The sequence below is a fragment of the Pseudoclavibacter sp. CFCC 13611 genome (genome assembly GCF_008831225.1).
In the GTDB taxonomy this organism is placed as follows: domain Bacteria; phylum Actinomycetota; class Actinomycetes; order Actinomycetales; family Microbacteriaceae; genus Pseudoclavibacter_A.
Window position 1 is genome coordinate 911,170 of record NZ_WBKE01000002.1, and the last position, 18,661, is coordinate 929,830.

At 66.3% G+C, this 18,661-nt stretch carries 15 protein-coding genes; 7 read left to right on the forward strand and 8 right to left on the reverse strand.

From position 1 onward, the window contains the following. Positions 1-90 precede the first annotated feature (90 nt). The 3 genes from cls to F8O08_RS08425 all read left to right on the forward strand — a co-directional run bounded on the left by cls (position 91) and on the right by F8O08_RS08425 (position 3,067). Positions 91-1,557, forward strand: a complete 1,467-nt coding sequence (gene cls / locus F8O08_RS08415) for a cardiolipin synthase (protein WP_158042583.1) — start codon at positions 91-93, stop codon at positions 1,555-1,557. A gap of 164 nt (positions 1,558-1,721) precedes the next feature. Then, positions 1,722-2,423 (forward strand): PadR family transcriptional regulator, encoded by a 702-nt coding sequence (locus tag F8O08_RS08420; protein WP_158042582.1) that lies wholly within the window; start codon positions 1,722-1,724, stop codon positions 2,421-2,423. An 11-nt stretch (positions 2,424-2,434) separates the two neighbouring features. Further along, positions 2,435-3,067 (forward strand): YitT family protein, encoded by a 633-nt coding sequence (locus tag F8O08_RS08425; protein ID WP_158037665.1) that lies wholly within the window; start codon positions 2,435-2,437, stop codon positions 3,065-3,067. 51 nt (positions 3,068-3,118) lie between these two features. Here the strand turns inward: F8O08_RS08425 and F8O08_RS08430 are convergent, their stop codons facing one another. Beyond that, positions 3,119-3,949, reverse strand: a complete 831-nt coding sequence (locus F8O08_RS08430; RefSeq protein ID WP_158042581.1) for a TetR/AcrR family transcriptional regulator — start codon at positions 3,947-3,949, stop codon at positions 3,119-3,121. Between the two features lie 136 nt (positions 3,950-4,085). Between F8O08_RS08430 and F8O08_RS08435 the strand changes: the two genes are divergently transcribed. Then, positions 4,086-5,069: an NAD-dependent epimerase/dehydratase family protein gene (locus F8O08_RS08435; RefSeq protein ID WP_158037663.1), complete on the forward strand. Its 984-nt coding sequence runs from the start codon at positions 4,086-4,088 to the stop codon at positions 5,067-5,069. Between the two features lie 122 nt (positions 5,070-5,191). Here the strand turns inward: F8O08_RS08435 and F8O08_RS08440 are convergent, their stop codons facing one another. Continuing rightward, on the reverse strand, positions 5,192-6,847 hold the full coding sequence (locus F8O08_RS08440) for a TIGR04028 family ABC transporter substrate-binding protein (RefSeq protein ID WP_158042580.1): 1,656 nt from the start codon (positions 6,845-6,847) through the stop codon (positions 5,192-5,194). Positions 6,848-7,096: 249 nt separating this feature from the next. On the opposite strand from F8O08_RS08440, the gene F8O08_RS08445 reads away from it, so the two are divergent. After that, positions 7,097-7,390, forward strand: coding sequence for a PLDc N-terminal domain-containing protein (locus F8O08_RS08445; protein ID WP_158031139.1), 294 nt, complete (start codon positions 7,097-7,099; stop codon positions 7,388-7,390). Then, positions 7,387-8,499 (forward strand): YcjF family protein, encoded by a 1,113-nt coding sequence (locus tag F8O08_RS08450; RefSeq protein ID WP_158042579.1) that lies wholly within the window; start codon positions 7,387-7,389, stop codon positions 8,497-8,499. The genes F8O08_RS08445 and F8O08_RS08450 overlap by 4 nt, the downstream gene beginning before the upstream one ends. Positions 8,500-8,571: 72 nt before the next feature. Here the strand turns inward: F8O08_RS08450 and F8O08_RS08455 are convergent, their stop codons facing one another. The 3 genes from F8O08_RS08455 to F8O08_RS08465 are packed head-to-tail and all read right to left on the reverse strand — an operon-like array spanning position 8,572 to position 11,587. Then, positions 8,572-10,305, reverse strand: a complete 1,734-nt coding sequence (locus F8O08_RS08455) for a TCP-1/cpn60 chaperonin family protein (RefSeq protein WP_158042578.1) — start codon at positions 10,303-10,305, stop codon at positions 8,572-8,574. 35 nt (positions 10,306-10,340) lie between these two features. After that, the gene (locus tag F8O08_RS08460; RefSeq protein ID WP_158042577.1) at positions 10,341-10,769 is read right to left on the reverse strand and encodes a zinc ribbon domain-containing protein; all 429 of its coding nucleotides are present in this window, start codon (positions 10,767-10,769) and stop codon (positions 10,341-10,343) included. Continuing rightward, positions 10,769-11,587 (reverse strand): N-acyl homoserine lactonase family protein, encoded by an 819-nt coding sequence (locus F8O08_RS08465; RefSeq protein WP_158037657.1) that lies wholly within the window; start codon positions 11,585-11,587, stop codon positions 10,769-10,771. Before F8O08_RS08465 ends, F8O08_RS08460 begins: the two co-directional genes overlap by 1 nt. Positions 11,588-11,812: 225 nt before the next feature. Between F8O08_RS08465 and F8O08_RS08470 the strand changes: the two genes are divergently transcribed. Continuing rightward, positions 11,813-12,991 carry an LOG family protein gene (locus F8O08_RS08470; RefSeq protein WP_158042576.1) on the forward strand — a complete coding sequence of 393 codons (1,179 nt, stop codon included), beginning with the start codon at positions 11,813-11,815 and terminating at the stop codon, positions 12,989-12,991. On the opposite strand, the gene F8O08_RS08475 is transcribed toward F8O08_RS08470, so the two are convergent. Genes F8O08_RS08475 through F8O08_RS08485 form a run of 3 tightly spaced genes read right to left on the reverse strand, consistent with a single transcriptional unit; the run spans position 12,960 to position 18,589 of the window. Beyond that, positions 12,960-15,632: an AAA family ATPase gene (locus tag F8O08_RS08475; protein ID WP_158042575.1), complete on the reverse strand. Its 2,673-nt coding sequence runs from the start codon at positions 15,630-15,632 to the stop codon at positions 12,960-12,962. The genes F8O08_RS08470 and F8O08_RS08475 overlap by 32 nt on opposite strands. Further along, the gene (locus F8O08_RS08480; RefSeq protein ID WP_158042574.1) at positions 15,629-16,939 is read right to left on the reverse strand and encodes a metallophosphoesterase family protein; all 1,311 of its coding nucleotides are present in this window, start codon (positions 16,937-16,939) and stop codon (positions 15,629-15,631) included. The genes F8O08_RS08475 and F8O08_RS08480 overlap by 4 nt, the downstream gene beginning before the upstream one ends. Positions 16,940-16,984: 45 nt before the next feature. Then, positions 16,985-18,589 carry a DEAD/DEAH box helicase gene (locus F8O08_RS08485; RefSeq protein WP_158042573.1) on the reverse strand — a complete coding sequence of 535 codons (1,605 nt, stop codon included), beginning with the start codon at positions 18,587-18,589 and terminating at the stop codon, positions 16,985-16,987. Positions 18,590-18,661 lie beyond the last annotated feature (72 nt).

An 18,661-nucleotide genomic window follows, 5' to 3' on the forward strand; every position in this document is an offset into this window, starting at 1 on the left:
CAGCGCGAGTAGTGCTGCAGATTCCGCACTGATTTAGGATGGGATCCGTGTTCGGGGCTCCGAGCACGGATCCCATGATCGAGGACTGCCATGTTCACCGCGCCGCTTGCCAGTCTGCTGGCGACGCTCGCACACATCCTCATCGTGCTCGTCTCGGCCATCGTCATCTCGCTGCGTCGGCCGCCGCAGACGGCCATCGCATGGGTGCTCGCGATCATGTTCATTCCCGTGGTCGGAGTGATCGCATTCCTCACGATCGGTATCGGGCGCCTGCCTCGCTGGCGGCAGCGTCGTCAGATCGAGATCAACTCGGCGCTCGCCGCGCGTGACGAGGTCACCGCACACCGCACCGTCCCGGAGTCGCCAGAGTGGATGCCCTCTGCGGTTCGCCTCAACGAACGGCTGACCGCGCTGCCCATGGTGGGTGACAACACGCTGCAGCTGATCGATTCGTACCAGGGGTCGCTGCAGGCCATGATCGACGACATCGATGCGGCGACCGAGTACGTGCACGTGGAGTTCTACATCTTGGTGCACGACGCATCGACAGCGCCCTTCTTCGAGGCGCTGCGACGTGCTCGACATCGCGGCGTGACCGTGCGCGCCCTCTCAGATCACCTCTCGGGTCTCGGCTATCCGGGTCGTCGCGCGACGAAGCGGATGCTCTCAGAGATGGGCGCGCAGTGGCACGCGATGCTGCCGCTGCGGCCCTGGCGCGGGCAGTGGCAGCGGCCAGACATGCGCAACCATCGCAAGATCGTCACCATTGACGGCAAGGTGGCCTACACCGGTTCGCAGAACCTGATCGACGACAGCTATCTGAAGCCGAAGAACCTGCGACGAGGGCTGCACTGGCAGGAGCTGATGGTCCGTGTCGAGGGTCCGCTCGTCGGCGAGCTCGACGCCGTCTTCATGTCCGACTGGTTCAGCGAATCAGGCGAACGGCTCACCCCGATGGCTCCTTCGCCCGCCGCCGAGCCTCGCACAGGCATACCGACGGTGTTCGGAGCCGATGCGCAGGTCGTGCCCAGCGGGCCCAGCTTCGCCAGCGACAACTCGCTCAAGCTGTTCGTGCTGCTCATTCAGAACGCCCGGCATCGCATCAGCATCACCAGCCCCTACTTCGTGCCTGACGAGGCAACCCTGCTCGCGCTGCTCACCGCTGCCGCGCGCGGGGTGGACGTCGAGCTCTTCGTCTCTGAGATCGGTGATCAGGCGTTCGTGTACTACGCACAGCGCTCGTACTACGAGGCCCTGCTCAACGTCGGCGTCTCGATCTATCTGTACCGCTCGCCGACGGTCCTGCATTCCAAGCACTTCTCCATCGACGACGAGGTCGCCGTGATCGGCTCCAGCAACATGGACATCCGCTCGTTCAGTCTGAATATGGAGATCTCAGTGCTGGTGCGAGACGCCGACTTCGTTGATCAGCTGCGCGCAGTCGAAGCCGACTATCGCGCCAACAGCATCCGTCTCAATGTCTCCGACTGGCGGCGTCGCCCCACACGCGAGAAGGCGAAAGAGGGCATCGCCCGGCTCACGGCCCAGCTCCAGTAGCCTGCGGTCGTGGTCGCGACGCCGGACGCCCCCTCGGCCTGTCGACCGTCGCCGTGCACCTCGCATCAGATCGACCGCCTCACTCTTGCACTTTTCGATATATCGGTATATATTTCTGATCATCTAGATCGCGATATATCGCGATAGTCACAAAGGAGAACATCGTGAGACACGAGCATCACAATCATCATCACCATCACGAGCCCGGCTTCGGCGGCCCCGGCTTCGACGGATGCGGCCATGACGGCGGCTTCGGCGACCGCGGCCACAGACGGTCACACGGCAGAGGCCCCGACGCTGGCGGTCCCGGCTTCGGTGGACCGGGCTTCGGTGGACCGGGCTTCGGAGGTCCAGGCTTCGACCCGCGTGGCGGCTTCGGACACGGCGGGCGCGGCCGTGCACGCCGGGGCGACACCCGACTGGCGATTCTGTCGCTGCTGAACGACGAGCCGGCGAACGGCTACGGCATCATCAAACGCATCGCCGAGCGCACTGACGACAGCTGGCGCCCCAGCCCCGGGTCGATCTACCCCACGCTGCAGCAGCTGACCGAAGAGGGGCTCATCACCGCAAGCGGAGAGAACGGCGCCCACGAACTCACCGCCGCAGGCGCCGCATACGTCCGCGAACACGCCGAGCAGATCGCACACATCTGGGACGCCCGGCCTCAGCGTGGCGAGCACGGAGGACTGCGCGAAGCGGCGCATGCGCTCATGACCGTCATCGGCGACTTCCGTCACTCGACGCAGCAGCAGCGAGACGCGGCGATCGACGAGCTCAAGCGCACTCGCAAAGCGCTCTTCCGCATCCTGGCCTCTGACGACGAGGCGCATGGGCAGGCCGAGGAGGACACCGACACGAAGTAGAATTCGGTGCTATGACCTCTGCCAGCGACTCCAGCGACCGCCGATATCCGGCACAGCACCACAGCATCCTCGATGACGTCGTCGGCATCGGCAGTGGTGTGTTCGCCGCGTCGCTCGGGCTGTACCTGCTGCACTCGGCGGGCGTGGTCACCGGCGGCACGGCGGGGCTCTCGCTGCTGCTGGCCTACGCCACGCCGGTTCCCTTCGGTGTGCTGTTCATGGTGGTCAACCTGCCGTTCTTCGTGCTGGCGGTGCGACAGCGCGGATGGAACTTCACCATCCGCACGGTCATCGCGGTCGCTGCCGTGTCGGCGCTCACTCCCCTGCACCCGGCGATGCTCGGAACGCTGGCGGAGAATCCTGTCTACGGGGCGGTCGCCGGAAACCTGCTCGCCGGCATCGGCCTGCTGATCCTCTTTCGGCATCACGCGAGTCTCGGCGGGTTCAACATCATGGCCCTGATCATTCAGGATCGATGGGGATGGCGCGCCGGCTACGTGCAGATGGCGTTGGACGTGATCATCGTGGCCGCCTCGTTCTCCGTCACCTCGCCGATGAACGTGCTGCTCTCGGCCATCGGTGCGGTGATCATGAACCTGGTCATCGCGCTCAACCATCGCCCAGGACGCTACCTCGGGTTCTGACCTTCGAGCCGGCGAAGCCTGGCATCTGCGCGGTATGTCACAAGACCGGCCTCACTCCAGATTCGGCGTCACGTCCGTCAGCCCAAGGCGCGTCGCGTGATCGAGGGCAAGAGACCGCAGGTAGACCTGCACGTCCTCGATCGAGCCGCGATAGTGACTGCCAAGACTGAAAGCAATCGTGCCGATCAAGGCCGTCCATGCGCTGATGACCGCAAACACCTCAGCGGCAGAGAGTCCGTCGGCGATGTCAGCACCGCCCCTCGCTCCACCGACGTGCTGCCGCACCCAGCCCCGAACACGCTCCAGGTCTTCCTCTGCGATCAGCGGCCCGACTGTGCCACTGTTCGCGGCGGAAGTCCACCCCAGGGGCGTCTCGCTCATCCCCGTGCTGCTGTGGCCATCGAGATAGACATTCAACAGCACGCGCACCACCTGCCCTGCTGGCTCGACCGTCGAATCCGGCGCGGCGTATCCAATGACTGGCGTGCCGTATATCAGGTAGAACCGCTGGATATGTCTCTGCGACCATGCAGAGGCTGCCTCCCAAACCGCGATCCAGCGCTGTCGTGCAGACCCGCCCGAATGCTGCACTTCGGCGTCAGCGTCGTTCATACTCTGCGCCAGATCACTGTAGGCACGCTCGATGAGCTCGGTGAGCAGATCATCGCGCCCGTCGAAGTATCGATACAGAGCCCCCACCGTGACGCGCAGCTCTCGCGCGATGCCACGCATCGACAGCTGAGACGGGCTTACCGTGGCAAGCTGATGCTCCGCAACGCGAAGGATTCTCAGCCGAACAGCGTCGTGCTCATTGCTCTGCACTCGTCGCTCCGGGGCGTCTCCGATTCTCGAGGCTTCTTCACCCCGCCGCACAGTCATCATGGGTCTCCATTCTCAGAACAGTGATTTGCCGTTGCGCTTGTGAACAGTGTTCACTATAGTCATCACTATGAGTGAACACTGTTCACGGTGCAGGTTCTCTCACCCTGGTGAGCCGTGCCCCAGACGGGAGCCACCCATGTCAACTTCTCTCATCATCGGCGCCGGAGCACTTGGCCGCTCCACCGCCGAGCACCTGCTGAACGCGGGTCACGACGTCGTCGTGGCCACACGTCGCCCACTGCCCGACACCGATCCACTCGTCATTGGCGGGGCACGGTCGATCGCCTGCGACATTACGACTCCCGAGGCGCTGGCAGCCGTACGCACCCTGCGGCTGTCGGCGATCGTGGCCTGTTGCAACTGGCCGTACCCGCAATGGTCGCGGATGTGGCCGAGGGCCACCCAGCAGCTCATCGCGATCGCGGCACAGCATGACGCATCGCTGACAGTCGCAGGCAACCTGTACCCTTATGCACTCGGCTCCTCTCCGCTCGGCGAGACCTCAAAGATCGACCCACCGTCTGCGCTGGGACGAGTGCGTGCAGAAGTCTGGGAGACGCTCTTCGACGCTCATAAGCAGGGCAGGATACGGGCGACGGAGATCCGCGGCTCCGACTACCTCGGAGCAGGAGCCGGAGCTGGGGCCCACGCCGGCGACCGGCTGGTCGTTCCGGTGCTCTCCGGGGCGGCCGCACATCCAATCGGAGATCCTGACCAGCCACACACGTGGACCGCGATCAGGGACTTCGGGCGCCTGCTGGCGCGGGCGGTGCAAGACGAACACATGTGGGGCCGCGTCTGGCATGTGCCCAGCGCTCCGGCCTGCGCAATCAGAGACGTCGCTCAGGCGCTGCTCGACGCAGATGTGCGTCTGAACGGTCAGGCAGCACAGACGCACCCGAGACTCCAGCCGATTCCAGGCTGGCTGCTGACCGCTCTCGGTCTCTTCTCACCGATGATGCGTCAGCTGGGCACAGTCGCCTATCAGTTCACCGAGCCGTTCGTCCTCGATGACTCTGCGGCACGGAACGAGCTCGGCGAGCAGGAGACCCCGTGGGCTGAGACCATCGAGGACATGGTCCGCGACTTCCACACCCGGCGGTCAGTCTCACTCCGCTGATCGCAATCCGTCCGCACGATCGGGCGCCACCGCGCGCTTGGAGACGAACATGTCTGCTACGTCGGGCTGATGACGCGCACGACTGACACGATGACGGCTGAGCGATTCAGCGATTCAGCTCCTCACCGGTTCAGCCAGAGGCTGTAGAACGACGGCCGCCCCACCGATTCCGTGTCGAACCCCTGTACCGCAGAGCTCGTCCCATAGACCAGGGGCTCTTCGTAGATGGGCAGCACATATGCCTGCTCGGTGACATAGTCCTGCACGGCTTCGCTCGCACGCTGACGCTCTTCGGCGCTCGGCCGGCTGGCCACGGCGTGCAGCAGCTCCTCGAGATGCGGGTCGCCGTACGATCCGTCGGTCTTGTCCAGGTTCAGAAAGACGTTGCGATTGTCGCCCGAGTACTGGCTCTTGATGACGTCGTAGTCGGCTCGCCCGACCATCTGGTGATAGACCTGCACCGTGTCCTGGTCGAGAGCGGCGGCGTTCTGCGCCGCCTGATCGCCTTGGAAGAGCCTCACCTCGACGCCCACCTCTTTGAGCTGCTCCTGCAGGATCGTGACCAGCTCCTTCGATCTCGGCAGCGGGATGGCGTGATTGACGGTGAGGGTCAGCCGTTCACCGTCCTTGGTGCGAATGCCGTCATCACCGACGTGCCATCCGGCTTCGTCCAGCAGATCACGTGCCCGCGGTCGGTCGTAGCGGTAGGCGGCCGATTCGTCTTTGTAGCCGAGTGCGCTCTTCGCCAGCGGCGAGGTGGCCAGCGGATAGCTCGCCGTGTAGAGCTGATCGAGTATCTGCTGCCGGTCGACACCCGCGATGAGCGCCTGCCGCACTCGGATGTCGCTGAGCCGTCGATCTCTGAACCGGAACTGCAGCGCGTTGTCGATGCCGTTCGTGCTGGCGACGTGCAGACTCTGTCCTGCGCCGGTGACCTGCGCCTCATCCGGCGGATCGATCTGGCGGGCAACGTCAGCCTGACCGGCGACGAGCGTGCCCACCCGAATGCTGCTCTCAGGTGTCACGACCACCTTCACCGCATCGACGCGAGCTCTGCCCTGATGCGCGAGCGACGGCGGCGCCCAGTCGTACCCTTCACGAGCCGTGAGCGTGTACTCCGTGTTCAGCTGCTCGTCGGTGACGACGAACGGGCCGCTGCCGACGATCTGCTTCGCCTGCCCGGGCGCGAAGCCCTCGGAGTCGCGATCGAGGGTGGCGTTCGACAGCAGGCCGGAGTTGATGGTCGACGTCGCCTGAGCGAACCCCGGGGCAGGTGCCGAGAAGTGGAAGCGAACGGTGTGTTCGTCGACGGCCTCGGCATGGTCATAGTTGTTCAATGCCTCCGAGACGGTCAGCTTGCGCTGCTTGTCCCCCTTGCCGTAGAGGTCGAAGTTCTTGACGACGTTGGCGGCGTCGAGCGGCGTGCCGTCCGAGTAGGTCACCCCTTCGCGCAGCCTGAACGTGTACTCGGTTGCGTCCGCGTTCACAGCGGGCAGTGCACTCGCGATCCAGGGCTCGAGCTCCAGCGTCTCGGGGTTCTGATAAAGCAGCCGGTCGGTGAGGTTGTTGACGATGCTGCCGTTCGGGTAGAAGCCGGCTGCGGGCGGGTAGAGCCCGCTAAAGGCCTGCGGCTCGAGGTAGGTGACCGTGCCGCCTGACTTGGGCTCGCCCACTGCCTGTGCCGATTGGTCGGCGGCAGAGCATCCTGCGAGCAGTGTGGATGCCGTGGCCGCCGAGAGAACCACGGCAAGCAGTCGATTCCTCCGTTGTGGTCGCATGATTGATCCTCCTGAGGTCGCTGACATGACTGCATCAGTAAGCCATCTCATCCCGCTCGGGCACATCTTTCGGCGTCACTGGAGGTAACGATCGCTCAGGTGCACCGGCTCGCATGGGACTCGGCCGGCCGGTATGGCGAGCCGAGGCACGAGACGCCGGCGCACCATCCGGCCCCTGTCGCACGAACGCACTAGGCTGGGCACACGACGGCATCGTCCGATGTGGTCACGGCAATCGAGGAGGCATCAATGGCAAAGCTCAAAGATCAGGCGCTCGAGACCAAAGGCGAAGTCAAAGGCAGAGTCAAGGGCGGTTCGAAGGTCTTCGGCTTCGTGGCCGGCGCCGCACAGCTCGCACTGGCCGCCTATGCCGGCTCGGATCTCGTGAAGCGTCCCGAGTCGCAGATCAACGGCCCGAAGGCGCTCTGGGCCGGTGCGCTCGCGCTCAACTGGGTCGGTCCGACCGCTTATCTGCTGCTGGGCCGCAAAGAGACCTTCGACCAGGTCAAGGGCTTCGTCGACGGGCTGCAGAAGCGGGCATGACCGAACAGCTGGGTCATGACCCTCAGGGGCGCCTGGACGAGGCGTGGGATGAGGCGCAGCTGCCGCGATACAACCTCGCGGTGATCGGGGCGACCGGTGCCGGCAAGAGCACGCTGATCAACGCCGTCTTCGGCGAGGATCTGGCGGCTACCGGCGTCGGCGCTCCGGTCACGCAGCAGGTCTCGCTGTACACGAACGACGAAGGCACTCTCGGCCTCTACGACTTCAAAGGAGTCGAGAGCTTCGATCAGCTGCGCGATGTGGTGCGTTCGTTCAAGAAGACCTATGCCGAGCGTGCGAAGGCCGGCGAGCCCATCCACGGCATCTGGTTCTGCATCAAGGCGGCCGATCGACGCTTCGATCAGACTCAGCGACGTCTCGTCGAAGATCTTGCGGCTCTCGACGTCCCCGTGTTCCTCGTGATCACGCAGACACCATGGAAGGCCAGCATCGGCTTTCCTCCCGACGTGCAGCAGTTCGTCGACTATCTCACGTCGCTGCGGCTGCCCATCGAAACGGGCAGGCCGGTGCCGATCGCCGCAGTGGACGACCCGTTCTCCGGCACACAGGCCTTCGGCCTCGAACATCTTGTGGAGGTGTCCCTCGAAGCGGCCCCAAAAGGCGTGAGCGCGGCGCTGGCCGCGGCACAAAGCGTCAGCATCGCCGTCAAGCACGGCGCCGCGCGTAAGGTCGTCGCTCTGGCGTCGACGACCGCCACGGGGATCGGTGCGATTCCCATTCCCGTCGCAGATGCGGTGCCGCTGATGGCCGTGCAGGTGGGTATGCTGCGCAGGATCGCCTCGATCTACGGCATCTCGCTGACCAAGCAGGCGACGGTCGCGCTGGTCGCTCAGCTGACCAGCGCCCTTGCCGGCAAGACACTCGCCACGAGCCTGCTGAAGCTCGTGCCGGGCGCCGGGTGGGTGATCACCGGCGCGGTCGCCGGCGGCGTCACGACTGCGCTCGGCTACGCATGGCTCAGGCTCTGCGAGAATCATCTGGCCGGCGACCTCGACATCTTCGACTATCTGCAGTCGAACCGACTTGCGGCGCTGCTGCTCGAGCTGGCCGCCCAGAACCTCCAGGGGCGCGTCCACCGACGCCGATGAGGCGCACTGACCCCGTCGCCCTCCGCTGCCGGGCATCGCGCGCAGGCACGCACTGACCGTGGAATCAGCCCGTCAGTGACGGTGGTGTCCGGTGGTGGTCTCGGTGAAAGAGACCACCTGTTGGCTCCTCGGTACGACGGCCTCTGAGGTCAGGTAGACAGCAGCAGCCGAGGCGGCCGAGGTCAGCGCCCGTTCGACCGTCACGGCCGAGTCGATGACGCCCGCCTCGAAGAGGTCGCACCAGCGTCCGGCAGAGGCCTCGTACCCGAGTCGCCACGAGTCACCCGAGTCGTCAGTCGAGCTGTGCCTTGCCTCCCGCAGCAGCTCCATCTGCCGCCGAGCGATCGAGGCTCCGTCTCGCCCGGCGTTCTCTGCGATCGTGCGCAGCGGCACGAGCAGCACATCGGCGAACTCCCGGGCGAACGCATCGACTTCGCATGCCTGCAGGGCCTCTGCGGCCGCAGCGAGCGTGGCTCCGCCACCGGCCACGCAACCGCTGCGCAGAGCTGAGAGCGCCGAGTGCAGTGCGTCGTCGACTCGGAGCCGACGCTCTGAGCGCTCCCACTGCGTCTGCCCGCCGACCCGCAGCGTGATGGTTCGTCCAGCGAGTCGAGCCAGCCGCAGGTGCAGCTGCTCGGCGTCGAACGGATCGACCGCCAGCGCAAGCGCCCTGCGCAGCCGGTCGACTCGGGCGAGCAGAAGCTGTGGATCTGCCGCTCCCCCTGAGAACGTCGTCGTGCCGGCCGAAGCGCTCGTCGCACCGAGCTGCACCTGTCGCGCCACATCGCGGACGACGACCTGTCGGGCGCTGCCCAAGTCGTCGGCACGACACCGGCGCACAGGGAGCTCAGGCCCGCCGAGCAGCGTGGCGCCCACCGACACGGCGAGGTCCTCAAGCAGGTCCGAACGTCGGATCCCGCTGCTCGGCGCGACCAGAGGCAGAGCGAACAGCCCCGCCTGCCTGCTGTTCGTCAGCAGCATGGCCCGGGCGTCCGCGCTGAACTCGTGCGCTACGACGACCAGCGCCCGACCTGACTCGTGGGCCACGCGGGCCGGGGCGATCAGCTCCTCGCCGCTCGTGATCTCGGCGTCGACCACCACGATGAGCGGTTCATCGGCGATCAGCAGACCGTGCGGTGATCGGGCCGAGCCCGCCGGCGACGAAAATCGCTCATCGACGAGACGGGCGTCCAGAGCCATCGCCGAAGACTCTTCGACATCGATGAGCGACGAGGCTCCGCCGCTTCCGCCCAATGTCCCTTCCTGCACCGTCACCACGCCGAGCTTCCCCGCGCGGTCGACCGCTGCCGCGATGGTCGCGCCGACCTCCCGGTCTCCGGCGGCCAGCGCCGCGATCTCGGCCACGGCGTCCGTCGAACGAACCGTGACCGCATGACGGGCGACGAGGCCGGCAGCGCGATCCGCCAGGCCTCGAAGACGCGCAGCCACCGTCTGACGATCATCTCCGCTCGCGATGTGGCGCAGGCCCAAGGCGATGAACGCCTCGGCGAGAACGGTCGCAGTGGTGGTGCCGTCTCCCGCCGCCGAATCGGCCGCGCTCGAGGCGGTGCAGATCAGCTGGGCGCCCATGTCTGCGATCGGGTCGTCGAGGCGGATGCTGCGGGCGATTGTCGCACCGTCGTTGGTCGTGATGACACGGCCGTCTGGCAGACCGATCACGACGTTGCGTCCGGCAGGGCCGAGCGTGACGCCGACCAGACGACTGAGCGTACGCACACCGACCAGCATGCGGTCACGAGCTGCGTCGCCATGCAGAATGCCGCCCTCATCGATCGTGACCGTCATGGTGCCCTTCTTCTGCTCGCAGTCTCGGCTCGGAATCAGCCGTTGCGGCGCTCGAACGCCTGCCGGTCGGCATGATCGAGACTGATCTCCTTCGCCTCTCGCAGCGCATGGTCGACGTCTTCGCCGGCCCGCAGCGGACGCTGCTCGAAGACGCCTTCATGAGCGACCACGGGCCGGCGGTCGCCCGCGATCTCGGGAAAGCGTTCGGTCAGACGCTCGCGGCGCAGTGCCTGTGCGCGCCACCGATCGACGGTCTCGCGGTCACCGCGGTCTGCGGCCGTCCACGTCTGCGGCAGCTCACCCTCGCCCAGGCCGGCCGAACAGCTGCCGCCGACCGTCGGCGTCGAGATCAGCCGGGCGCCGGCAGCGCCGCACGTCGGGCACAGCGGGTCGGTGGCCGTCTGTTCGTCGACGACCGCCTCGAAGCCGTGCCCGTTCGCGCAGCGAAAGTCGTACAGAATCATCAGCTGTAGAAGCCGCCCTCGGGGGCGAGCCGCAGCTGCTTGCGCTGCTCCGGGTCGTGGCCGAAGATCAGCTCAGCCTGTGTGCGATCGGCGATGCCGCGCAGCTTCTCGACCGACTCCAGCCACTTCACGCTGTCCCAGACGATACCGGCGCCGATGGCGGGCGGCCCGTAGCTCTCGCCGAGGTACACGGCGTCCGACGTGAAGATCTTCGTGCCGTCATTCGGCAGATCGACGCGCAGGGACATCGTGCCCCATGTGTGACCGGGGGTGAAGATGACCGAGACACCCGGCCAGATCTCCTGGTCTCCTGAGACGGCCTCCATCTTGACGCCGTCGTAGTCAGAGACCAGGTGCGCCCCGGCGAAGACGCCGTCGATCGCGAAGGCACCGGCGATCTCGTCGGAGTTCGCGATGATCCGCGTGCGCTCCGGGTTGAAGAGCTTCGTGTTGGATGCGTGGTCGAAGTGCAGGTGTGAGAGAACCAGCACGTCGATGTCGTCCGGGGTCAGACCGAGGTCGGCGAGCGCGCTGTCGAGGTAGCCGGGGCCCTCGGGATCTTCCTTCACCGGGAAGAACTCCTCGAAGCCGGTGGGCTTCCACCGTGTCTCCCAGTCACGAGGAACACCGGTGTCCCAGAGCAGTCGCCCCTCTGGATGCTCGACCAGCACCGCATGCGTGGGGCAGTCATCCCACCGGGGCTTCTGGTCTTTGTGATGTCGATCGACGATGGTGCTGCCTGCTTTGAGCAGCAGCCAGGTGTAGTCACATTCCATCACTCCGGTGGAGAGAATGTGCACCTTCATCTCTTGAGTCATAACAACCGCCTTTGCCTGTTGTGACGAGCTCGATCAGCTCGAACTTCGAAACATTGTCACGCGCCCCGGCGACTGCCAGCAATGTGCGAGCTGACATAATCCGGGCGTCTGCATGTCGCAGGGGCCGTCGGTCTCTGCTTCCCATCCCGACTGTCGTTCGGGCTGCTCACCGATGATCGGAGCGACGTTCACGTTCTGGTCGCTCCCCTGTGACATGCTGGAGATATGTCCGCACAGTCGATTTCCCACAGCCCAGATCCTGCCTCCGTCGACCTACCGTCGACTCCGGAGCGCCAGCTGGGGCAGGTGCGCGAGCTCATCGAGGAGTGCGGCATCACCGATGATGCCGATCTGGTCGAACGCATCGTCATTGAGGGCCTCGGTCTCGGTGAAGACGGCGCCGATCGACTGAATCTGAAGATCGCTTCGAGTGCGATCTCAGAGATGAGGCAGGCGTTTCAGCTGTTCGCGCGCTTCGACGGGCGCCCCAAGGTCACAGTCTTCGGGTCTGCGCGCACCAAACCCGACGACGTCGTCTACCAGATGGCTCGTGACGTCGCAGAACGGCTGGCGGCGATGAACTGGCTCGTCGTCACCGGAGCAGGCCCTGGCATCATGCAGGCGGCCACCGAGGGAGCCGGACCGGAGAGCTCGATCGGTGTGGCCATCCGGCTGCCGTTCGAATCGCCCAACCCGACTTTCACCGACGAGACCAATCTGGTCAGCATGAAGTACTTCTTCACGCGAAAGCTCATGCTGGTCAAAGAGTCGCAGGGGTTCGTGTGCATCCCTGGCGGGTTCGGCACGCTCGACGAGCTCTTCGAGCTGTTGACTCTGCAGCAGACAGGCAAGTCGGTGCCCACCCCGATCGTGCTGCTCGACCGTCCTGCCGAGGGCGTTCCGACGGAAGCCGTGTCTGCGCACGCGAGCCGCGCCCGAAATCGAGCCGGCTATGATCCTGCCGCCGACGAGGCTCCTCCACGCCCGATCGGCGGCTTCTGGAGCGGCCTTCGCCGTTTCGTCGACGATCAGCTCATTCCGTCTGGAGTGGTTTCGCCAGACGATCTCGACCGCGTGATGATCACCGACTCGGTCGACGAGGCCGTGCACGAGATCGCACATTTCTGGAACAACTACGACTCGCTGCGCTGGGTGGGCAGCCGCCTGATCCTCCGGCTGCGCAACGCTCCGACAGACGACGAGATCGCCGACCTCAACCGGCGATTCTCGTATCTGACCCCCGATGCGGCCATCTGCCGCACCGAACCGCTGCGGCCCGAAACGCGCGATCACGACAAGGTCGATCTGCCTCGTCTCATGCTCACGCCGGACTCACGTCAGATCGGCCATCTGTTCCAGCTGATACGAGCGATCAACGACCTGCCCAGTGCTCCGCGCGAGTGAGATGAACCTGTTTGGCTCCCCCGATGCGAGCGAAGCGTCGCGGCTGGCACGTCAGCACGATCACCTGCGCCGTGCCGCCCAGCTGGCTGAGCACCGCGTTCAGCATCTCCAGTCGCTCCGGATCGGCGAAGCCGAGCGTGTCGTCAAGCACGACGGGTGCGCCGTCGTCTGACGAGACCAGCTGAGCGCAGGCGAGTCTGCCGATGAGTGCCAGCTGCTCTCGAGCGCCGGCTGACAGCGAGTCGAACGGGATGGTGCGCCCGTTGAGGGTTCTCGATGCGATCTGCAGCGTCGGGCTCACCTCGACGGCGAAGTCGCGTCCGAAGACGCTGCGCCCCAGCCGTTCGATCTGGCGTCGGAACGGAGCCACGTAGCGCTGCTGGGCTTCGTCGCGGTGCCGCAGCAGCGTCTCGCGCAGTGTCGACACCGCCTGTGCGGCGCGGTTGGTTCGCGCCACTTGCTCGTGCGCCGTCACGAGATCGGTGCACACCACCTGCAGGCGATCGTAGATGCCCTCCCCCGCCAGCAGTTTGAGCCGCCCCTGCAGCTCGTCGCGCTGAGTGCGCACGTCTTCGAGCTCGGCGGTGGTGCTCTGCACCAGCCGCCGAGCATTCTCGGCCTGCAGCTCGATCTTCTCTGCGTCGGCATTCTGCAGGCGTCGTTTCGCCTGTTCGACGCCTTCGGCAGCCGACTGCAGAGAGCCCTCTGCCTGATCCACAAGCTCGTTGAGAGCGACGTCGCCGAGTGACTGTCGGTCGTTGTCGATTCTGACGGTCAGCCGTTCGCATTCGGCAAGCGCCGCCTTGTAGGCCTCGGCCGCTCGCACCGCCGCAGTGGCGGCCTCCGTCAGCCGCTCGCGCGCACGTTCGTTCGCCTGCTGCGCGAGGGCGACCTCATGCTCGGTGTCGTCGAGTCGATCACGGGCATCCGACGATCGCGATTCGAGCACGGACAGATCGGCCGAGTCGCGTCGGCCCGGCTCTGCAGCTTTGTCTGGCTCGCGCGGCTCGTCATCGCTGTGCAGGCGAGCTCGCAGGGTTTCGACGCGGGCTCGCAGTTCGGCGATCGCTTCCGGAACGTCGTCGTCGACCTCGAGCAGCGCCCGCAGCTCGGTCTCGGCCCGCTGCCGCTCAGCGTCCGCCGTGCGACGCAGTTCGGCAGACTGCTCGGCGTCTTCGAAGGTGGCGACTCCGTCTCTGCTCAACGCACGTTCGAGGGCTGACTGCGCGTGCTGCACGTCGGCATCGAGTTCGCTGGTCTTGGCCGCAGGTGCGACGTCGACGCGCACGACTCCCTCGACCTCGATGCGCACGTGGTCGTGCACGGCGACCTCACGAACTGCGCCGGCGTCGAGGGCGCTGCCGTCAAGCACAACCGCATCGCCGCCGAGACGCGTGGCCGTGACCTGCGCAGCAGCCGCGTCTCGCATTCGCGTCGCCACGTGCACTTCGGTCTGCAGTTTCGTCAGGCGTCTGAGCTTCTTGTCATCGATATGCTGCACCCGCAGCACGGCTTCAGCCGCACGGAGCTGTGCCTCTGACGCGGTGGCGCGCTCCAGCTGAACGCCGAGCCGATTCAGCTCGTCATGGTCGCGCCGCCGGCTCAGTTCGTGTTCGCAGCGGCGTGCCCGTTCGCGGGCGTCTGCCAGAGCCGTCGTCGCCGAGGCGACCCGTTCGGCCGTCTGCCGGGCATGCGTCTGCGCATCGGTCTGACTCAGCTCCAGTCGTTCCGCCTCGACTCGCTGTGTCTCTGCCTGCTGTTTCAGATCCTCGAGCTCATCGTTCAGCGCACGTCTTGCCTGCAGCTGGTCGCGCAGTGCGCCCAGCCGCTGCTGTGCGCTCTCGTGCTCCCGCTCTGCCGAGGCCAGCCCTTCCTGCAGCACACGCAGCTCGGCGCTGCTGCGGGTCAGAGCGGCGACGTCTGTGCGTGCCTGCTCCAGACGCTCTGCGGTGTCGGCGGCCAGACGCCGGCAGACGGCATGGGCATCAGCGGCCTCGTCCATCTCGCGGCTGCGATCCCGCAGATCTCTGTACTGCCGGGCCAGGTCGGCCAGCTGCTGGCGAGCGTCTCTGACCGCTCTGACCGGGCGCCCGGTGGCGGTGAAGTACTGTGTGTACTCGCTTTCGACCCGAGCGAGCAGCTCGTCATACCCGTCGAAGTCGTCTGCCGACGTCTCAAGCGCCGTCTGCAGAGCCGGCAGCTGTGCCAGTTCCGGCTGGTCGAGCGAGTCGCCCTGCTGCACTTCCAGGGCGTGCAGCAGCCCCATGTCGACGGTCTCTCGCAGAATCTGCACGAAACGATCGTGCGCGTCATCGCCCGAGAGCGACTCGCCTTTGGGCGCAGTCACGGCCAGCTCGGTGATCGGCTGCACCAGCCACCGTTTGCGCATCGTCAGCGTGTACGGGCCGGTCTGCATGTCGATGGCGACTTCGGGCCCGGCATCGCGCCCCACGGGCTGCACGTTCCTGATCGAGCGATGCCTCGAGCTCGATTTGTACTCGCGCACCAGGTGCAAGGCCTCGAGCACCGACGACTTGCCGACCTCGTTCGGCCCCTCCACCACAGTGACGCCTGCCCCGAACGCGATCGTGCGATGACTGATGCCGCGAAAGTCGGTGAGTTCGATCTGGGTGAGTCTCATCGCGCGCCTCCGGTCAACCGATACAGCAGTGAGAGCGCGTCCTGTGCGGTCCTGACCCCCGATGCCTGCTCCCCGCCGACGTTCTCTCCGTCGGCAGCTTCGAGCGCTGCCCGCACGGCCTGGTCGAATTCGGGATCGGACTCTTCTGCCACGTTCCCGTTCGCCGTCTCACCATCGTTCTCGCGCTCGACGTCGCGCTCGACCGCCACGCTGGTGCGCGCGTCTGCGGCAGAAGTGTCCTCGGCCCGACCGATCAGCTCGGTCAGCGCCGCCGAGGCGAAGCCGGTCAGATGCAGGTCTGAGAAGTCGCCGTCGTCCGGTCGTACGACCAGATCGCTGTGGCTCTCCCAGATCTTGATCAGCGCGAACAGATCGCAGAACTCGTCGATCAGTGCGTCAAGACGAGCGCGCAACGAGGTCGAGAGCGTGCCCTGCAGCATCAGCCAGACGCCGGTTCGAGCCTTGTCCGGAATCCGTTCGAGGCGCCCGCGCAGCCGTGCGAGATCGTCGGCATCCTGCAGCGTCTCGGCGACCGTCTCAAACCGCCACGCGCCCACGTGCACGCGTTCGACCTGCACGCGTTCCGACAGATCTGCGTCTGGGTCGACGTCGACGACCAAGACGTTCCCCGGATCGACCTCGCGACGAGCCGTCACCTCAGGCGTGCCCGGATACCAGATGCCCGCGCCGACCTCTGCGGTGGCATGTCGGTCGCCCAAGACGGCGACGTGCACCATCCCCGCGGTGATGAGCGCGCCGAGGGCACCGTCGTCGATCGTCGCCGGGTCGGTCGCATCCGGGTTCAGCGTCGCGACCGCCCCGTGCCCGGCCACGACCCGGGTCACGCCGGATGCCGGGGGCACCAGATCGGCGCAGGCTGCCGCGACGAGGTCGGCATCGGGGCGTTTCGAGAACCAGGGCGCCCCAACGAGCTCGACGTCGGCCGCCACGGCCACCGGAGCGCTGTCACGAATGACGTGCACATGTTCGGGCCGCCGTGCCGTGAACTCCTCCGCGTCGTAGATGGAAGCGGAGTCGAGCGGGTCATGGTTGCCCGGAAGCAGGTAGATCGGCACGGTGGAGTCGCGCAGCGCCTCGAAGGTGCGCGCGATCACCGACCGATCGAGCTGGTTCGTCTCGAAGACGTCGCCGCACACCACGACGAACTGCGCCTTTCGCTCGGCCGCGAGGCGGGTGATGCGCTGCAGCACGTCGAAACGCGCCTGGACGAATCTGGGCCGCGCCTCGGGCTCGAGAAAGCCTGCGGTCATGCCGAGCTGCCAGTCTGCCGTGGCGAGGAATCTCATGCTGGCAGTTTAACGACTGTGCCCGTCCCGACCGCAGAGCAGCGTCTACCTCCCGTGGCGCTGACCGCCCTTGCCGCGCGAACCGGCGAGCTGGCCGACTCCCGATTTGCTCGAGAACCGAGCGGCGCCGCCGGAGCGCTGACCGCCCTGCTTCGACGACGAACCGCTGCGCGGGCCCGAGCCGTGCGTCGAGGCGATGCCGTCGCCCGAGCGACGCGAGCGACCGCCGCGTGATTCCGCCGCACGACCGCCGTCACGACGGGCGCCGTCACGGCGTCCGCGTGAGTCCGAGCCGTTCCAGTCGCCGCGTGAGTCTCGGCTGTGCGAGTTGTGGCCGCCGCGCCCACCGCGCGACTCATGCGAGCCGTCACGCTGACCCGTGCCCTGCCCCTCACCGCGACGACGACGCGACTTGCCGCGTCCCTGCCGACGGTTGCCCTCGGGCGTCTCCGGGGGCTTCGGGGCGACATACGGCGCCGCTTCGCCGACCAGTTCGACGACCTCAGGCGACTCGGCGGTCACCTTGATCGGTTCGACCGAGATCTTGGCCTGGCGCAGCATCCCTTTGAGGTCGCGGCGCTGCTCGGGCAGGCAGATCGTCACGACGTCGCCCTGATGGCCGGCGCGCGCGGTACGACCCGAACGGTGCAGGTAGGCCTTGTGCTCTGCCGGCGGATCGACGTGGATCACCAACTCGACTTCAGGCACGTCGATGCCGCGCGCGGCGACGTCGGTGGCGACCATGACTTTGACTTCGCCCGACTCGAACTTCGCCAGATTTCGCTCACGGGCGTTCTGCGAGAGGTTGCCCTGCAGGTCGACGGCGGGAATGCCGTTGGCCGTGAGCTGGCGCGCGAGACGCTTGGCATGGTGCTTGGTTCGCATGAAGAGGATGCGTCGGCCGGTTCCGGAGGCGAGGCGCTCGACGACCGCCTTCTTGACGTCAGGCGAGCTGACCTCGAAGACGTGGTGCGTCATCTTGGCGACCGGCGAGTTCGCCTCGTCGACCGAGTGCAGAATCGGGTCGTGCAGAAAGCGGTTGGCGAGCTTGTCGATGCCGTTGTCGAGCGTGGCCGAGAAGAGCAGACGCTGACCGTTCTTGGGGGTCGCGTTGAGGATGCGGGTGACCGCCGGCAGGAATCCCAGGTCGGCCATGTGGTCGGCCTCGTCGAGCACGGTGATCTCCACGGCGTCGAGACTCACGAAGCCCTGCTTCATGAGGTCTTCGAGGCGACCCGGGCAGGCCACGACGATGTCGACGCCTGCTTTCAGAGCGCTGACCTGGCGCTGCTGCTTCACCCCGCCGAAAATCGTGGTCGTACGCAGATCGTAGGCGCTGGCGAGCGGTTCGATCACCGTCTCGATCTGCGTCGCAAGCTCACGGGTGGGGGCAAGTACGAGCGCGACGGGCTGCCCGGGGCGGCGTTTGCCGCCGGCAAACTCGCCGGCCAGGCGTGAGACCAGAGGCAGCGAGAACGCGAGGGTCTTGCCCGAGCCGGTCTTGCCGCGGCCGAGCACGTCGCGGCCGCGCAGCGTGTCGGGCAGCGTGTCTGCCTGGATGGGAAAGGCCTCGGTCTTGCCGTCAGCCTCGAGCACCGAGACGAGCGGTGCGGGAACGCCGAGTTCGGCGAAGGTCTTCTGAGTCGTCATGATGTGTGTGACTTTCCGCAGTCTCCACGACCGCTTGCGTCACCCGGGGCACGATGAGACCGCCATGCACAT